This window comes from Pseudomonas sp. P1.31, assembly GCF_001269815.1.
Lineage (GTDB): Bacteria > Pseudomonadota > Gammaproteobacteria > Pseudomonadales > Pseudomonadaceae > Aquipseudomonas > Aquipseudomonas rustica.
The window spans coordinates 494,196-509,203 of the sequence record NZ_LHVN01000007.1; the positions used below are offsets into that span (position 1 = coordinate 494,196).

The 15,008-nt window shown below is 57.3% G+C and carries 15 protein-coding genes; all 15 read left to right on the forward strand.

The annotated features are described in order from the left end of the window. Positions 1-317 precede the first annotated feature (317 nt). The 15 genes from rpsB (at position 318) to rnhB (ending at position 14,935) form a co-directional block, all read left to right on the forward strand. Positions 318-1,058, forward strand: a complete 741-nt coding sequence (rpsB, locus tag AD669_RS05475) for a 30S ribosomal protein S2 (protein ID WP_053117619.1) — start codon at positions 318-320, stop codon at positions 1,056-1,058. A 190-nt stretch (positions 1,059-1,248) separates the two neighbouring features. Next, the gene (gene tsf, locus AD669_RS05480) at positions 1,249-2,112 is read left to right on the forward strand and encodes a translation elongation factor Ts (protein WP_007908856.1); all 864 of its coding nucleotides are present in this window, start codon (positions 1,249-1,251) and stop codon (positions 2,110-2,112) included. Between the two features lie 209 nt (positions 2,113-2,321). Then, positions 2,322-3,065, forward strand: coding sequence for a UMP kinase (pyrH, locus tag AD669_RS05485; protein ID WP_003222124.1), 744 nt, complete (start codon positions 2,322-2,324; stop codon positions 3,063-3,065). Beyond that, positions 3,062-3,619: a ribosome recycling factor gene (gene frr, locus AD669_RS05490; RefSeq protein ID WP_053117621.1), complete on the forward strand. Its 558-nt coding sequence runs from the start codon at positions 3,062-3,064 to the stop codon at positions 3,617-3,619. The genes pyrH and frr overlap by 4 nt, the downstream gene beginning before the upstream one ends. Before the next feature lie 14 nt (positions 3,620-3,633). Further along, positions 3,634-4,389: a polyprenyl diphosphate synthase gene (uppS, locus tag AD669_RS05495; protein WP_053117623.1), complete on the forward strand. Its 756-nt coding sequence runs from the start codon at positions 3,634-3,636 to the stop codon at positions 4,387-4,389. Beyond that, on the forward strand, positions 4,389-5,195 hold the full coding sequence (locus AD669_RS05500) for a phosphatidate cytidylyltransferase (RefSeq protein WP_053117625.1): 807 nt from the start codon (positions 4,389-4,391) through the stop codon (positions 5,193-5,195). The genes uppS and AD669_RS05500 overlap by 1 nt, the downstream gene beginning before the upstream one ends. Then, the gene (ispC, locus tag AD669_RS05505) at positions 5,192-6,382 is read left to right on the forward strand and encodes a 1-deoxy-D-xylulose-5-phosphate reductoisomerase (protein WP_053117627.1); all 1,191 of its coding nucleotides are present in this window, start codon (positions 5,192-5,194) and stop codon (positions 6,380-6,382) included. The genes AD669_RS05500 and ispC overlap by 4 nt, the downstream gene beginning before the upstream one ends. A 54-nt stretch (positions 6,383-6,436) precedes the next feature. Then, positions 6,437-7,789: a sigma E protease regulator RseP gene (gene rseP / locus AD669_RS05510; protein WP_053117629.1), complete on the forward strand. Its 1,353-nt coding sequence runs from the start codon at positions 6,437-6,439 to the stop codon at positions 7,787-7,789. 74 nt (positions 7,790-7,863) lie between these two features. After that, positions 7,864-10,236: an outer membrane protein assembly factor BamA gene (gene bamA / locus AD669_RS05515; protein WP_053117631.1), complete on the forward strand. Its 2,373-nt coding sequence runs from the start codon at positions 7,864-7,866 to the stop codon at positions 10,234-10,236. A gap of 45 nt (positions 10,237-10,281) precedes the next feature. After that, positions 10,282-10,785: an OmpH family outer membrane protein gene (locus AD669_RS05520; RefSeq protein WP_042557882.1), complete on the forward strand. Its 504-nt coding sequence runs from the start codon at positions 10,282-10,284 to the stop codon at positions 10,783-10,785. Positions 10,786-10,788: 3 nt separating this feature from the next. Beyond that, the gene (lpxD, locus tag AD669_RS05525) at positions 10,789-11,844 is read left to right on the forward strand and encodes a UDP-3-O-(3-hydroxymyristoyl)glucosamine N-acyltransferase (protein WP_053117633.1); all 1,056 of its coding nucleotides are present in this window, start codon (positions 10,789-10,791) and stop codon (positions 11,842-11,844) included. A gap of 106 nt (positions 11,845-11,950) precedes the next feature. Continuing rightward, positions 11,951-12,391, forward strand: a complete 441-nt coding sequence (gene fabZ, locus AD669_RS05530) for a 3-hydroxyacyl-ACP dehydratase FabZ (protein WP_053117635.1) — start codon at positions 11,951-11,953, stop codon at positions 12,389-12,391. After that, positions 12,388-13,164, forward strand: coding sequence for an acyl-ACP--UDP-N-acetylglucosamine O-acyltransferase (gene lpxA / locus AD669_RS05535; protein WP_053117637.1), 777 nt, complete (start codon positions 12,388-12,390; stop codon positions 13,162-13,164). Before fabZ ends, lpxA begins: the two co-directional genes overlap by 4 nt. Before the next feature lie 2 nt (positions 13,165-13,166). Further along, on the forward strand, positions 13,167-14,297 hold the full coding sequence (lpxB, locus tag AD669_RS05540) for a lipid-A-disaccharide synthase (RefSeq protein ID WP_053117639.1): 1,131 nt from the start codon (positions 13,167-13,169) through the stop codon (positions 14,295-14,297). An 11-nt stretch (positions 14,298-14,308) separates the two neighbouring features. After that, positions 14,309-14,935 carry a ribonuclease HII gene (rnhB, locus tag AD669_RS05545; RefSeq protein WP_053117640.1) on the forward strand — a complete coding sequence of 209 codons (627 nt, stop codon included), beginning with the start codon at positions 14,309-14,311 and terminating at the stop codon, positions 14,933-14,935. Positions 14,936-15,008 lie beyond the last annotated feature (73 nt).

Here is a 15,008-nt window from a genome sequence, read left to right on the forward strand (position 1 = left end):
CGTTTTGCGACCCTGAAAAACGCGATTCTAACAGACGCACGGCGCAATTCAGTGCCTGCGTGCATCGCTTCTCTCTATACAATGGTGCCCCTGAAGCCGATTCCAAGGGGGCTGCGCCCATGTCCTTGGTGCGAATACAGATTTCGTGTTCCGTTTCTGCGCACCCTGTGGTATAAAATGCGCCGCTTTCCGGGGATACCCCGAAAAGCTTAAATCCACACACGTGTCGACACGATGACCTGGGTGCTTTTGGCTTTATGCCACTGGTTGGTCATTGGGATACGTGGAGGCCAAACCCGACTTATTAAGGAACTATCATGTCCCAAGTCAATATGCGCGATATGCTGAAGGCCGGTGTGCACTTCGGTCACCAAACCCGTTACTGGAATCCGAAAATGGGTAAGTACATTTTCGGCGCGCGTAACAAGATTCACATCATCAACCTTGAAAAAACCCTGCCAATGTTCAACGAAGCTCTGACTTTCGTAGAACGTCTGGCCCAGGGCAAAAACAAGATTCTGTTCGTCGGCACCAAGCGTTCCGCTGGCAAGATCGTTGCTGAAGAAGCAGCACGTTGCGGTTCGCCGTACGTAGATCACCGCTGGTTGGGCGGCATGCTGACCAACTTCAAAACCATTCGTGCTTCCATCAAGCGTCTGCGTGACCTTGAAGTTCAAGCCGAAGACGGTACTTTCGCCAAGCTGACCAAGAAAGAAGCGCTGATGCGCACTCGTGATCTTGAGAAGCTGGATCGTTCGCTGGGCGGCATCAAGGACATGGGCGGTCTGCCAGACGCACTGTTCGTGATCGACGTTGACCACGAGCGCATCGCGATCACCGAAGCCAACAAGCTGGGCATCCCGGTTATCGGCGTTGTCGATACCAACAGCAGCCCGGAAGGCGTTGACTACATCATCCCAGGCAACGATGACGCAATCCGCGCTATCCAGCTGTACATGGGTTCGATGGCTGACGCAGTTATCCGTGGTCGCAACAATGTTGGCGGCGGCACTGTAGAGTTCGCAGCTGAAGAAGCTCCGGCAGCTGCAGCTGAGTAATTAACGCCCTGGCGTTGACTCAGTAAGCAAAAAGGGGGCTTGGCCCCCTTTTTGCCACCTCGAAAACCATTTGTCGGCAGCGCAGCTACAGCATCTGTAACGTGCAGCGGCTACAAACGGCTTCGGGAAGAATTGAACGCCCGTTCGATCGGGTGGAATGGTTGAAAACCTATCCAAGAGGAATTTGAAAATGGCAGCAATTACTGCAGCGTTGGTTAAAGAACTGCGTGAGCGTACCGGCGAAGGCATGATGGATTGCAAGAAAGCCCTGGAAAAGGCTGACGGCGACATCGAAAAAGCCATTGATGACATGCGTGCTTCGGGCGCAATCAAGGCTGCCAAAAAAGCAGGCAACGTAGCTGCTGAAGGCGCGATCGCTCTGAAAGAAGACGGCAAATCTGCTGTTCTGCTGGAAGTGAACTCGCAGACCGACTTCCTGGCTCTGCAGGACGACTTCAAGGCATTCGTTGCTGAAAGCATTGAAAAAGCCTTCGCTGACAAGCTGACCGATGTTGCTCCGCTGATCGAAGCGCAAGAAGCTGCTCGTCTGGTACTGGTCGGCAAGGTTGGCGAAAACGTCAACATCCGTCGTCTGGTTCGCGTAGAAGGCGACGTTGTTGGTGGCTACCTGCACGGCAACAAGATCGGTGTTGCAGTTGTTCTGAAAGGCGGCAACGTTGAACTGGCCAAAGACATCGCTATGCACGTAGCGGCCAGCAACCCTGAGTTCCTGCTGCCATCGGAAGTTTCGGCTGAAGCGATCGAGCGCGAAAAAGCTGTGTTCCTGCAGCTGAACGAAGAGAAGATCAAAGGCAAGCCAGAAAACATTGTTGAAAATATGGTCAAAGGCCGTATCAGCAAGTTCCTGGCAGAAGCAAGCCTGGTTGAGCAGGCGTTCGTCAAGAACCCTGAAATCAAGGTTGGCGAACTGGCCAAGAAAGCCGGTGCTGAAATCGTTTCCTTCACCTACTTCAAAGTAGGCGAAGGCATCGAGAAGCCGGTCGACAACTTCGCTGAAGAAGTTGCTGCCCAGCTGGCTGCCGCCAAGCAATAAGACAGTTTTCAACTGTCGCCCGAAAGAGGCTGCCCGCTTACGCGCGCAGCCTCTTTTCAGATGGGGTAGCCAATTTTTTATTGGTTTCCACTTGGAACTGACTTACAAAGCCATGTTCCGATGGCGCTGAAGCAGCGCCAAGCTAGAGTGAACGCCAGCTGTAAACAGCTCGCACAGAATTTTTTAATACGCCGCAGGAGAGATTCGCAATGGCTCAGCAGGGCAGTGGTTATCAGGCTCGCTATAAACGCATTCTACTCAAGCTTAGCGGCGAGGCCCTGATGGGCTCGGAAGAGTTCGGGATCGATCCGAAAGTACTCGATCGCATGGCGCTGGAAGTCGGCCAACTGGTCGGCATCGGTGTTCAGGTCGGTCTGGTGATCGGTGGCGGTAACCTGTTCCGTGGCGAAGCCCTGAGCAAAGCCGGTATGGATCGGGTCACAGGCGACCACATGGGCATGCTGGCCACTGTGATGAACGCCCTGGCCATGCGCGATGCGCTGGAACGTGCCAATATCTCGGCCATCGTCATGTCGGCGATTTCCATGGTTGGCGTAACCGATCACTATGATCGCCGCAAAGCCATGCGCCACCTGAACTCCAAAGACGTCGTGATTTTCGCAGCCGGTACCGGCAACCCGTTCTTCACCACGGATTCGGCAGCCTGCCTGCGTGCCATCGAAATCGATGCCGACGTCGTGCTGAAAGCGACCAAGGTCGATGGTGTTTACACCGCAGACCCGTTCAAAGACCCGCATGCCGAGAAGTTCGATCATCTGACTTATGATGAAGTACTGGATCGCAAGCTGGGTGTAATGGATCTGACTGCTATCTGCCTGTGCCGCGATCACAAGATGCCGCTGCGCGTATTCAACATGAACAAACCTGGTGCCCTGCTGAACATCGTCCATGGCGGCGCTGAAGGCACCCTGATCGAGGAAGGTCAACAATGATCAACGAAATCAAAAAAGACGCTCAAGAGCGCATGCAAAAATCCCTGGACTCTCTGGCTCACGCCTTTGGCCAGATCCGTACCGGTAAGGCTCACCCAAGCATTCTGGGCAGCGTGATGGTGCCGTACTACGGCGCTGACACCTCCATCACCCAGGTTGCCAACATCACTGTTAAAGACTCGCGCACCCTGCAAGTCGTTGCCTTCGAGCGCAACATGCTCGCCGCCGTCGACAAGGCAATCCAGAGCGCTGGCCTGAACCTCAACCCGACCAACCTCGGCGAGTTGTTGCTGATCTCCATGCCTGCCCTGACTGAAGAAACCCGTAAGGGCTTCACCAAGCAGGCGCGCAGTGCTGCTGAAGACGCTCGTGTTGCCGTGCGCAACATCCGTCGTGACGCGTTGGGCGAGCTGAAGAAGCTGGTCAAGGATAAAGAAATCAGCGAAGACGAAGAGCGTCGTGCAATCGCCGATATCGATAAGCTGACCAAGGATTCCGAAGCCATGATCACCAAGGCCACGGAAGAGAAAGAAAAAGACCTGATGGCCGTATAAGGGTCGAGCTTTTAATGGACAAGACCAAGCAGACTGCGCCGTCCGCGGTGCCGCGCCATGTCGCGATCATCATGGATGGTAACAATCGCTGGGCTAAAAAACGCTTTATGCCGGGTGTCGCCGGGCATAAAGCGGGCGTGGATGCTGTGCGAGCCGTCATCGAGGTGTGCGCTGAGGCCAAGGTCGAAGTGTTGACCTTGTTCGCCTTCTCCAGTGAAAACTGGCAGCGCCCGGCCGATGAAGTCAGCGCCTTGATGGATCTGTTCTTCAAGGCATTGCGTCGTGAGGCCAAGCGCCTCAACGACAACAACATCTGCCTGCGCATCATTGGCGATCGCACGCGCTTCCACCCTGAACTTCAGGCGGCGATGCGCGAAGCCGAAGCAATGACTGCCGGTGCCAACCGTTTTGTTCTGCAGATCGCCGCCAACTACGGCGGTCAGTGGGATATCGCGCAGGCTGCGCAGCGCCTGGCACGCGAAGTTCAGGCCGGGCATCTGCGTCCGGAAGACATTACTCCGGATCTTTTGCAAACCTGTCTGGTCACCGGCGATCTGCCGTTGCCGGATTTGTGCATCCGCACCGGTGGTGAGCACCGCATCAGCAACTTCCTGCTGTGGCAGCTGGCTTACGCTGAGTTGTACTTCTCCGACCTGTTCTGGCCGGACTTCAAACACGATGCCATGCGCACTGCGCTGGCCGATTTCGCTTCACGTCAACGTCGCTTCGGTAAAACGAGCGAACAGGTCGAAGCTGGAGCCCGGGTTTAATGCTTAAACAACGAATCATCACTGCACTGATCCTGCTGCCGATTGCCTTGTGCGGGTTTTTCCTGCTCGAAGGTTCCGGGTTTGCCTTGTTCATCGGTCTGGTCGTGACTTTGGGCGCCTGGGAATGGGCGCGTCTGGCAGGTTTCACCGGGCAAGCGTTCCGTGTGGGTTTTGCCGCCGTGGTCGCGTTCATGCTCTTCATCATGTACATCTTGCCCGGCCTTGCGCCGTGGGTGCTCGGTGCTTCGGTGTTGTGGTGGGCAGTGGCGACTTATCTGGTGCTTACTTACCCGGCCTCCAGTGCTCATTGGTCCAGTGCGGCAACCAAACTGGTGATCGGTCTACTGATTCTGTTGCCGGCCTGGCAAGGTCTGGTGCAGATCAAACAGTACCCGTTGGGTAACTGGCTGATCATGGCGGTGATGGTGTTGGTGTGGGGCGCTGATATCGGCGCCTACTTCTCCGGCCGCGCTTTCGGCAAACGCAAACTGGCCCCACAGGTCAGCCCGGGCAAAAGCTGGGAAGGCGTTTACGGTGGTCTGGCATTGAGCCTGGTCATCACCGCCATCGTTGGTCTGGTGCGCGACTGGACAGTGGCCGAACTGCTCAAGGGCTTGATCGGCGCTGCGCTGATCGTCTTTATCTCGGTGGTCGGCGACCTCACCGAAAGCATGTTCAAGCGTCAATCCGGCATCAAGGACAGCAGCAATCTGTTGCCCGGGCATGGCGGTGTGCTTGACCGCATCGACAGCCTGACTGCCGCGATTCCAGTGTTCGCCGTGCTGTTGTGGATGGCCGCACCGTGAGCCGAGCCCAACAGATTACCGTTCTGGGGGCGACCGGTTCGATTGGCCTGAGCACCCTGGATGTCATCGCGCGTCACCCTGAGCGTTATCAAGTATTCGCCCTGAGCGGTTTCACTCGCCTGAGCGAGCTGCTGGCCTTGTGCGTGCGCCATGTGCCGCAGTTTGCCGTGGTGCCTGAAGTCGCCGCTGCCCGTGGCTTGCAGGATGATCTGCGTGCCGCGGGTTTGCCGACGCGGGTTTTGGTGGGGGAGGAGGGCCTGTGCCAGGTCGCCTCCGCGCCGGAAGTCGATGCGGTGATGGCGGCGATTGTGGGTGCAGCGGGGCTGCGTCCTACATTGGCCGCCGTCGAGGCTGGCAAAAAGATTCTCCTGGCTAATAAAGAAGCGCTGGTGATGTCCGGTGCTTTGTTCATGCAGGCTGTGCGCAAAAGCGGTTCGGTCTTGTTGCCGATCGACAGCGAACACAACGCGATTTTCCAGTGCATGCCGCAGGATTTTGCTCGTGGTTTGAGCTCGGTCGGCGTGCGAAGGATTTTACTGACAGCCTCTGGTGGCCCGTTCCGACAGACACCGATGGCTGAACTGGTGCATGTTTCACCTGACCAGGCGTGTGCGCATCCGAACTGGTCCATGGGGCGCAAGATTTCCGTGGATTCGGCCAGCATGATGAACAAAGGCCTTGAGCTGATCGAAGCCTGCTGGTTGTTCGATGCCAAGCCATCGCAGATCGAGGTGGTGATCCATCCGCAAAGCGTGATTCACTCGCTGGTCGATTACGTCGACGGCTCGGTGCTGGCGCAGTTGGGTAATCCTGACATGCGCACGCCGATTGCCAATGCGTTGGCCTGGCCAGAACGCATTGATTCCGGTGTGGCACCGCTGGATCTGTTTGCCATCGCGCGCCTGGATTTCGAAGCGCCTGATGAAGAACGTTTCCCGTGCCTGCGTCTGGCCCGCCAAGCGGCCGAGGCGGGTGACAGCGCACCGGCGATGCTCAACGCGGCCAATGAAGTGGCTGTGGCAGCGTTTCTCGATGGGCGGGTTCGTTACCTGGAAATCGCGAGTATCATCGAGGAAGTCTTGAATCTCGAATCCGTGGTTGCGCTGGATGATCTCGACGCGGTGTTTACCGCCGACGCCAAGGCACGAGTTTTGGCCGAACAATGGTTGAAACGTCACGACCGATAAGTTTTGCAACACAATGGCTTTACGCGGCACTGAACAGGATTGCGGAGAAAGTAGATGAGCGCGCTCTATATGATTGCCGGCACCCTGATCGCTTTGGGTGTGCTGGTCACCTTTCATGAATTCGGCCATTTTTGGGTCGCGCGTCGCTGTGGCGTCAAGGTTCTGCGTTTTTCCGTAGGCTTTGGTATGCCGTTGCTGCGCTGGCACGACAAGAAAGGCACCGAGTTCGTGATCGCCGCGATTCCGCTGGGTGGTTACGTCAAGATGCTCGACGAGCGTGAAGGCGAAGTGCCGCTGGATCAGCTTGATCAGTCGTTCAATCGCAAATCTGTACGCCAGCGTATTGCCATCGTGGCTGCCGGCCCGATCGCCAACTTCCTGCTGGCTCTGGTGTTTTTCTGGGTGCTGGCGATGCTTGGCAGTCAGCAAATACGCCCGGTCATCGGTGGTGTGGAGTCCGGCAGTATCGCGGCCAACGCCGGTTTGACGGCGGGTCAGGAAATTGTCGCAATTGATGGCGAGCCGACTTCCGGTTGGGCGGCGGTCAATTTGCAGTTGGTACGTCGACTGGGTGAGAGCGGTTCACTGCAGTTGTTGGTGCGTGAGCAGGGCTCTACTGCTGATTCGCCGCGCGAGCTGGCGCTGGATCATTGGCTGAAAGGGGCTGATGAGCCGGATCCGATTCGCTCGTTGGGTATTCGTCCATGGCGTCCGGCATTGCCGCCGGTGCTCGCCGAGCTCGATCCAAAAGGCCCGGCGCAAGCTGCTGGCCTGAAAACCGGCGACCGTCTGGTCTCGCTCGACGGCGTGGTGCTGAGCGACTGGCAGCAAGTAGTCGATACCGTTCGTACGCGTCCTGATACCAAAATCATGCTGCGTGTCGAGCGTGATGGTGCTCAAATCGACGTCCCGGTGACGCTGGCGGCGCGTGGCGAAAGCAAGGCGCCGAGCGGTTATCTGGGCGCTGGCGTCAAAGCGATCGACTGGCCACCGGAAATGATCCGCGAGGTCAGTTACGGGCCTTTGGCCGCGATTGGCGAGGGCGCTCGTCGCACTTGGACCATGAGCGTTCTGACCCTCGATTCGCTAAAGAAAATGCTGTTCGGCGAGCTCTCGGTAAAAAACTTGAGTGGACCGATAACCATTGCTAAAGTGGCGGGCGCTTCTGCCCAGTCGGGCGTCGCTGATTTCCTGAATTTCCTTGCTTATCTGAGTATTAGCCTGGGGGTTCTGAATTTGCTGCCCATTCCTGTACTGGATGGGGGGCATTTGTTGTTTTATCTGATCGAGTGGGCGCGTGGTCGTCCCTTGTCGGATCGGGTGCAAGGTTGGGGGATACAGATCGGTATCAGTTTGGTGGTCGGAGTGATGTTGTTAGCTCTGGTCAACGATCTGGGTCGACTGTAACGCTTCGCTGAATTGCGAATCTGCCGCATTTTGCGGCAGTTTGTTTATTGCCAGTTGGAATAAGAAAGGACTTCATGAAACGTCTGCTGCTAACTGCGGTTCTCACCGTATTGATGATCGCCGAAGTTCACGCCGAGTCCTTCACTATCTCTGATATTCGCGTCAATGGCCTCCAGCGGGTCTCCGCGGGTAGTGTCTTTGGTGCCTTGCCGTTGAACGTCGGCGAGCAGGCGGATGATCGTCGCCTGGTGGAATCCACTCGTGCGTTGTTCAAAACCGGTTTCTTTCAAGATATCCAGCTGGGCCGCGAAGGCAACGTACTGGTAATCACGGTCGTTGAACGTCCGTCGGTCGCCAGTATCGAGATCGAAGGCAACAAGGCGATCTCCACCGAAGACTTGATGAAAGGTCTCAAACAGTCCGGTCTGTCCGAAGGCGAGATCTTCCAGCGTGCCACCCTCGAAGGTGTGCGTAACGAACTGCAACGTCAGTACGTTGCTCAGGGTCGCTACTCGGCCACCGTTGATACCGAAGTGGTTTCGCAGCCACGTAACCGTGTTGGTCTGAAAGTGAAGATCAACGAAGGTACCGTTGCGGCCATTCAGCACATCAACGTCGTTGGCAACACGGTTTTCCCTGAGGAAGACCTGACCGACCTGTTCGAACTGAAAACCACCAACTGGCTGTCGTTCTTCAAGAACGATGACAAGTACGCCCGTGAAAAGCTTTCCGGTGACCTGGAGCGTCTGCGCTCCTACTACCTGGACCGCGGCTATATCAACATGGATATCGCTTCGACCCAGGTGTCCATCACCCCGGACAAGAAACACGTCTACATCACCGTTAACGTCACCGAAGGCGAGAAGTACACCGTTCGTGACGTCAAACTCAGCGGTGACCTGAAAGTCCCTGAAGACCAGGTCAAATCGCTGTTGCTGGTGCAGAAAGGCCAGGTGTTCTCGCGCAAGCTGATGACCACTACCTCCGAACTGATCACCCGTCGTCTGGGTAACGAGGGTTACACCTTCGCCAACGTCAACGGTGTTCCGCAGCCACACGATGACGACCACACTGTCGACATCCTGTTTGCTGTCGATCCGGGCAAGCGTGCTTACGTTAACCGTATCAACTTCCGTGGCAACACCAAGTCGGAAGACGAAGTGCTGCGTCGTGAAATGCGTCAGATGGAAGGCGGCTGGGCTTCGACCTACCTGATCGACCAGTCCAAGACCCGTCTTGAGCGTCTGGGCTTCTTTAAAGAAGTCAACGTTGAGACCCCGGCTGTGCCAGGTGTCGACGACCAGGTTGACGTGAACTACAGCGTTGAAGAGCAGGCTTCCGGTTCGATCACCGCCAGCGTCGGTTTCGCGCAGAGCGCCGGTCTGATCCTCGGTGGTTCGATCACCCAGAACAACTTCCTCGGTACTGGTAACCGCGTCAGCGTCGGCCTGACCCGAAGCGAATACCAGAGCCGCTACAACTTCGGCTACGTTGACCCGTACTGGACCGCCGATGGCGTGAGCCTGGGTTACAACGCGTTCTATCGCACCACTGACTACGATGACCTCGATGTCGACGTTGCAAGCTATGCGGTAGACAGCCTGGGTGCTGGCGTAAACGTCGGCTACCCGATCAGCGAGACTTCGCGTCTGACCTTCGGTCTGTCCGTTCAACAGGATGAGATCAAAACCGGTACCTACACAGTTGACGAGATTTTTGACTTCGTTAACAAGGAAGGCGACAAGTACCTGAACTTCAAGGCTTCGGCCGGTTGGTCCGAATCGACCTTGAACAAAGGCGTCTTGCCAACCCGTGGTCGTTCGCAGAGCCTGACGCTGGAATCGACGATTCCGGGCAGTGACCTGTCGTTCTTCAAGCTTGATTACCGTGGTCAGCTGTTCCAGCCGATCACTGAAAACTACACCCTGCGTCTGCACACCGAATTGGGTTATGGCGACGGTTACGGTTCGACTGACGGCTTGCCGTTCTATGAAAACTACTATGCTGGTGGTTTCAACTCGGTTCGTGGCTTCAAGGACAGCACTCTGGGTCCTCGCAGCACACCAAGCACGGGTAAAAACGGTACTCTGCCCGATCCGGATCAGGATCCACTGCCGTTCGGTGGCAACGTTCTGATTCAGGGCGGTGTTGAAGTATTGTTCCCGCTGCCTTTCGTCAAAGATCAACGCTCCCTGCGTACGTCGGTATTCTGGGATGTGGGTAACGTGTTTGATTCGCAGTGCAAGGACACCACGAACACTGATGGTTCGAAGTCCAACACGCAGTGCAACGACATCAGCCTGAGCAACATGGCGAGTTCCGTTGGTGTGGGCGTGACCTGGGTCACCGCACTGGGTCCTCTGAGCTTCGCGTTGGCCATGCCGATCAAGAAACCGGATGACGCTGAAACTCAAGTGTTCCAATTCTCCCTCGGCCAGACGTTCTAAGCGTCTGACCCAAGATAACGACAATGGATTTTGTAGGAGTGCATCGTGCGTAAGTTGACTCAATTGGTTCTCCTGGCCTCCGTACTGGTGGCAGGCCCGGCTTTCGCCGACATGAAAATCGCTGTTCTGAACTATCAGATGGCTTTGCTGGAATCGGACGCGGCCAAGAAGTACGCCGTTGATGCCGAGAAGAAGTTCGGTCCGCAACTGACCAAACTGAAGACTCTGGAAAGCAGCGCCAAAGGCATTCAGGATCGTCTGATGGCCGGTGGCGACAAAATGCAGCAGGGCGAGCGCGAGCGTCTGGAGCTTGAATTCAAGCAAAAGGCCCGTGACTTCCAGTTCCAGTCCAAAGAACTGAACGAAGCCAAAGCTGTTGCTGACCGCGAAATGCTCAAGCAACTGAAGCCGAAGCTGGATGGCGCAGTGGAAGAAGTCATCAAGAAAGGTGGTTTTGACCTGGTGTTCGAGCGTGGCGCAGTGATCGATGTCAAGCCTCAGTACGACATCACGCGCCAGGTTATCGAGCGCATGAATCAGCTGAAGTAACCCATGACCGTGACCATCAAGCTCGGCCAGTTGGCCGAGTTCCTCGGCGCCACCCTGCGTGGCGACCCGGAGAAGCAAATTACTGGGCTAGCCACTTTGCAAGAGGCTGGCCCAGCTCAGTTGAGCTTTCTGGCAAACCCTCAATACCGCAAATTCCTGGCAGGCTCGCAGGCGGCAGCGCTGTTGCTCAAAGAAGCTGATGCTGAAGGCTTTGCCGGAAATGCGCTGGTGGTGCCGGATCCTTATCTGGCCTACGCACGTATCTCGCACTTGTTCGATCCCAAACCAAAAGCTGCGGCGGGTATCCACCCGTCGGCAGTGATTGCGGACGACGCGGTGGTTGATCCAACCGCCAGCATCGGCCCGTTTGTAGTGATCGAAGCCGGTGCGCGTATCGCTGCTGAGGTGACCTTGGGCGCCCACTGCTTTATCGGTGCGCGCAGTGAAATTGGTGAAGGCGGCTGGCTTGCGCCCCGCGTGACCCTGTATCACGACGTGCGCATCGGCAAACGTGTGGTGATTCAGTCCGGTGCTGTGCTCGGTGGTGAGGGCTTCGGCTTTGCCAACGAGAAGGGCATCTGGCAGAAAATCGCCCAGATCGGTGGCGTGACCATCGGCGACGACGTAGAGATTGGCGTGAATACCGCTATCGACCGCGGCGCGCTGGCCGATACCGTGATCGGCAATGGCGTGAAACTCGATAACCAGATTCAGATCGCGCACAACGTTCAGGTCGGTGATCACACTGCCATGGCCGCGTGTGTCGGGATCTCCGGCAGCACCAAGATCGGCAAGCATTGCATGCTCGCTGGCGGTGTCGGTCTGGTTGGGCACATTGATATTTGCGACAACGTTTTCCTCACCGGGATGACCATGGTGACCCACTCGATTACCGAGCCAGGCGCCTACTCATCCGGTACAGCCATGCAACCGGCGGCCGAATGGCGCAAAAGCGCGGCCCGTATTCGTCAGCTCGATGACATCGCGCGACGTTTGAAACAGCTGGAAAAGCGCGTAGGGGAAGTGACCCCTGACGGCAATGCTTCATCAGATGGCTGATACCATTTCCATATCAAGTGTGCACAGCCTCTAGACTGCCTCCTTGATTTGCTAGAGGAGTGCGCGTCAGTCGCGCTCCCAATCTTTACATAGGCTTCCCCCCGAAATGATGGACATCAACGAGATTCGCGAATACCTGCCTCACCGTTACCCGTTCCTGCTGGTGGATCGGGTGGTGGAACTGGACACTGAAGGCAAGCGCATTCGCGCCTACAAGAATGTCAGCATCAATGAACCGTTCTTCAATGGTCACTTCCCTGCGCATCCAATCATGCCGGGTGTATTGATCATCGAAGCAATGGCTCAGGCTGCCGGGATCCTCGGTTTCAAAATGCTTGATGTGAAGCCTGCCGACGGCACGCTTTACTACTTCGTCGGTTCCGACAAGCTGCGTTTCCGCCAGCCTGTGTTGCCGGGCGACCAGTTGATCCTTGAAGCCAAGTTCCTCAGCTGCAAGCGTCAGATCTGGAAATTCGAATGCCAGGCTTCGGTCGACGGCAAGCCGGTCTGCTCGGCTGAAATCATCTGCGCGGAACGCAAGCTATGAGTTTGATTGACCCTCGCGCAATCATCGATCCGTCGGCCGTTCTGGCTGACGGTGTCGAGGTCGGCCCGTGGTCGATCGTCGGCGCCGGTGTGGAAATCGGCGAGGGTACCGTGATCGGGCCCCATGTAATTCTTAAAGGCCCGACCCGCATCGGTAAGGACAATCGCATCTACCAGTTTTCTTCGGTAGGCGAGGACACGCCCGATCTGAAATACAAAGGTGAAGAAACCCGTCTGGTGATTGGTGACCATAACGTCATCCGCGAAGGCGTGACCATTCACCGTGGCACCGTTCAGGATCGTTCCGAAACGACGCTGGGCGACCACAACCTGATCATGGCCTATGCCCACATCGGTCACGACAGCGTCATCGGCAACAACTGCATTCTGGTCAACAACACCGCGTTGGCCGGCCATGTACACGTTGATGACTGGGCGATCCTCTCCGGTTTCACCCTCGTACATCAGTATTGCCACATCGGCGCCCACAGCTTTTCCGGCATGGGCACGGCGATCGGCAAGGACGTTCCGGCGTTCGTGACGGTATTCGGCAACCCGGCGGAAGCACGCAGCATGAACTTCGAAGGCATGCGCCGTCGTGGGTTCAGCGAAGACGCGATCCACACCCTGCGTCGCGCCTACAAAACCGTGTACCGCCAAGGCCTGACGGTCGAGCAGGCACTGGCTGAGCTGGCAGAACCGGCGGCGCAGTTCCCGGAAGTTGCGATTTTCCGCGACTCGATCCAGTCGTCGACTCGCGGCATCACTCGCTGATCATGGCTAATCTGCGTATTGCGCTGGTGGCGGGTGAGGCTTCCGGCGACATTCTCGGCGCCGGTCTGATGCGCGCCCTCAAGGCGCAGCATCCGGCGGTCGAGTTCATCGGTGTGGGTGGCCCGTTGATGCAGGCCGAAGGCCTGACTTCCTACTTTCCCATGGAACGCTTGTCGGTCATGGGCCTGGTAGAAGTGCTCGGGCGTCTGCGTGAGTTGCTCAAGCGCCGCAAGGAGCTGATCGCCACGCTGATCGCCGAGAAACCGGATGTGTTCATCGGCATCGATGCCCCGGATTTCAACCTCAATATCGAACTGAAGCTGCGTCAGGCCGGGATCAAAACCGTGCATTACGTCAGCCCGTCGGTGTGGGCATGGCGGCAGAAGCGCGTGTTGAAGATTCGCGAAGGCTGCGATTTGATGCTCACGTTGTTGCCGTTCGAAGCGAAATTCTACGAAGAGAAGGGCGTGCCGGTGCGGTTCGTCGGCCACACGCTGGCCGATGCCATTCCGTTGGAGGCTGATCGTGCCGCCGCGCGTGCCGAGTTGGGCTTGCCTGACGGCCCGCTGGTGGCCTTGATGCCCGGCAGCCGTGGCGGCGAAGTGTCTCGACTTGGCGCGCTGTTCCTCGATACCGCCGAGCGCCTGCGCAGCATGCGCCCGGGTGTGCGTTTCGTCATTCCTTGCGCCAACGCCGAGCGCCGCGCGCAGCTTGAAGAGCTGCTCGCCGGCCGCGATCTGCCGGTGACCTTGCTCGACGGCAAATCCCATCTGGCCTTGGCCGCGTGCAACGCCGTGTTGATCGCTTCCGGTACCGCGACCCTTGAAGCGCTGCTGTACAAGCGGCCGATGGTGGTCGCCTATCGCTTGGCACCGCTGACGTTCTGGATTCTCAAGCGCATGGTCAAGAGCCCGTACGTGTCCTTGCCGAACTTGCTCGCCCAGCGTCTGCTGGTGCCAGAATTATTGCAGGATGATGCGACGGTCGAAGCACTGGCCCAGACCTTGTCGCCGCTGATCGAAGGCGGTGAAGAACAGACGCGCGGTTTCGACGAGATCCACCGCACGCTGCGCCGGGATGCCTCCAATCAGGCGGCGGACGCCGTCCTTAACCTGATCGGTCAAAAACAATGAGCAAGACAAGCATGCAGATGGGCCTGGATTTCACCCTGGTCGCCGAAGTCGAAGAATTGGTGGCCGGTGTCGATGAAGTCGGTCGCGGCCCGTTGTGCGGTGCAGTGGTGACGGCAGCGGTGATCCTTGATCCGAACCGGCCGATTCTCGGCCTCAACGACTCGAAGAAGCTCACCGAAGCCAAGCGTGAAAAGCTCTACGACGAGATCATCGAGAAATCCCTGAGCTGGTGCATCGCCCGCGCCGAAGTCGAAGAAATCGACGAGCTGAACATCCTTCACGCCACCATGCTCGCCATGCAGCGCGCGGTCGCCGGCCTGCATATTCAGCCGAAACTGGCGATGATCGACGGCAACCGCTGCCCACAACTGCCGATGCGCGCCGAAGCGGTGGTGCAGGGCGACGGTAAGGTGCCGGCCATTGCTGCCGCGTCGATTCTGGCCAAGGTCAGTCGTGACCGTGAAATGGCTGCGTTTGAATTGATCTACCCGGGTTACGGCATCGGCGGCCATAAAGGCTATCCGACGCCCGTTCATCTGGAAGCCTTGGTACGTCTGGGCCCGACGCCGATTCATCGGCGCTCGTTCGCCCCGGTGCGTCTGGCTTACGAAGCGCTGGAAGGCCTGACACAGGTTTAGTCGCAAGGCTGATGTTTTGTTCGAGGCCCGGTACAATCCGGGCCTTGTTGTCTCTATGTAACTGGACAGGATC

Bases quoted from the DNA above. Each gene is read 5' to 3' on its own strand.
- fabZ (WP_053117635.1), top strand. From the start codon at position 11,951: ATGATGGACATCAACGAGATTCGCGAATACCTGCCTCACCGTTACCCG.
- rnhB (WP_053117640.1), top strand. From the start codon at position 14,309: ATGCAGATGGGCCTGGATTTCACCCTGGTCGCCGAAGTCGAAGAATTG.
- bamA (WP_053117631.1), top strand. From the start codon at position 7,864: ATGAAACGTCTGCTGCTAACTGCGGTTCTCACCGTATTGATGATCGCC.
- frr (WP_053117621.1), top strand. From the start codon at position 3,062: ATGATCAACGAAATCAAAAAAGACGCTCAAGAGCGCATGCAAAAATCC.
- lpxD (WP_053117633.1), top strand. From the start codon at position 10,789: ATGACCGTGACCATCAAGCTCGGCCAGTTGGCCGAGTTCCTCGGCGCC.
- lpxB (WP_053117639.1), top strand. From the start codon at position 13,167: ATGGCTAATCTGCGTATTGCGCTGGTGGCGGGTGAGGCTTCCGGCGAC.
- tsf (WP_007908856.1), top strand. From the start codon at position 1,249: ATGGCAGCAATTACTGCAGCGTTGGTTAAAGAACTGCGTGAGCGTACC.
- AD669_RS05500 (WP_053117625.1), top strand. From the start codon at position 4,389: ATGCTTAAACAACGAATCATCACTGCACTGATCCTGCTGCCGATTGCC.
- rpsB (WP_053117619.1), top strand. From the start codon at position 318: ATGTCCCAAGTCAATATGCGCGATATGCTGAAGGCCGGTGTGCACTTC.
- lpxA (WP_053117637.1), top strand. From the start codon at position 12,388: ATGAGTTTGATTGACCCTCGCGCAATCATCGATCCGTCGGCCGTTCTG.
- pyrH (WP_003222124.1), top strand. From the start codon at position 2,322: ATGGCTCAGCAGGGCAGTGGTTATCAGGCTCGCTATAAACGCATTCTA.
- uppS (WP_053117623.1), top strand. From the start codon at position 3,634: ATGGACAAGACCAAGCAGACTGCGCCGTCCGCGGTGCCGCGCCATGTC.
- rseP (WP_053117629.1), top strand. From the start codon at position 6,437: ATGAGCGCGCTCTATATGATTGCCGGCACCCTGATCGCTTTGGGTGTG.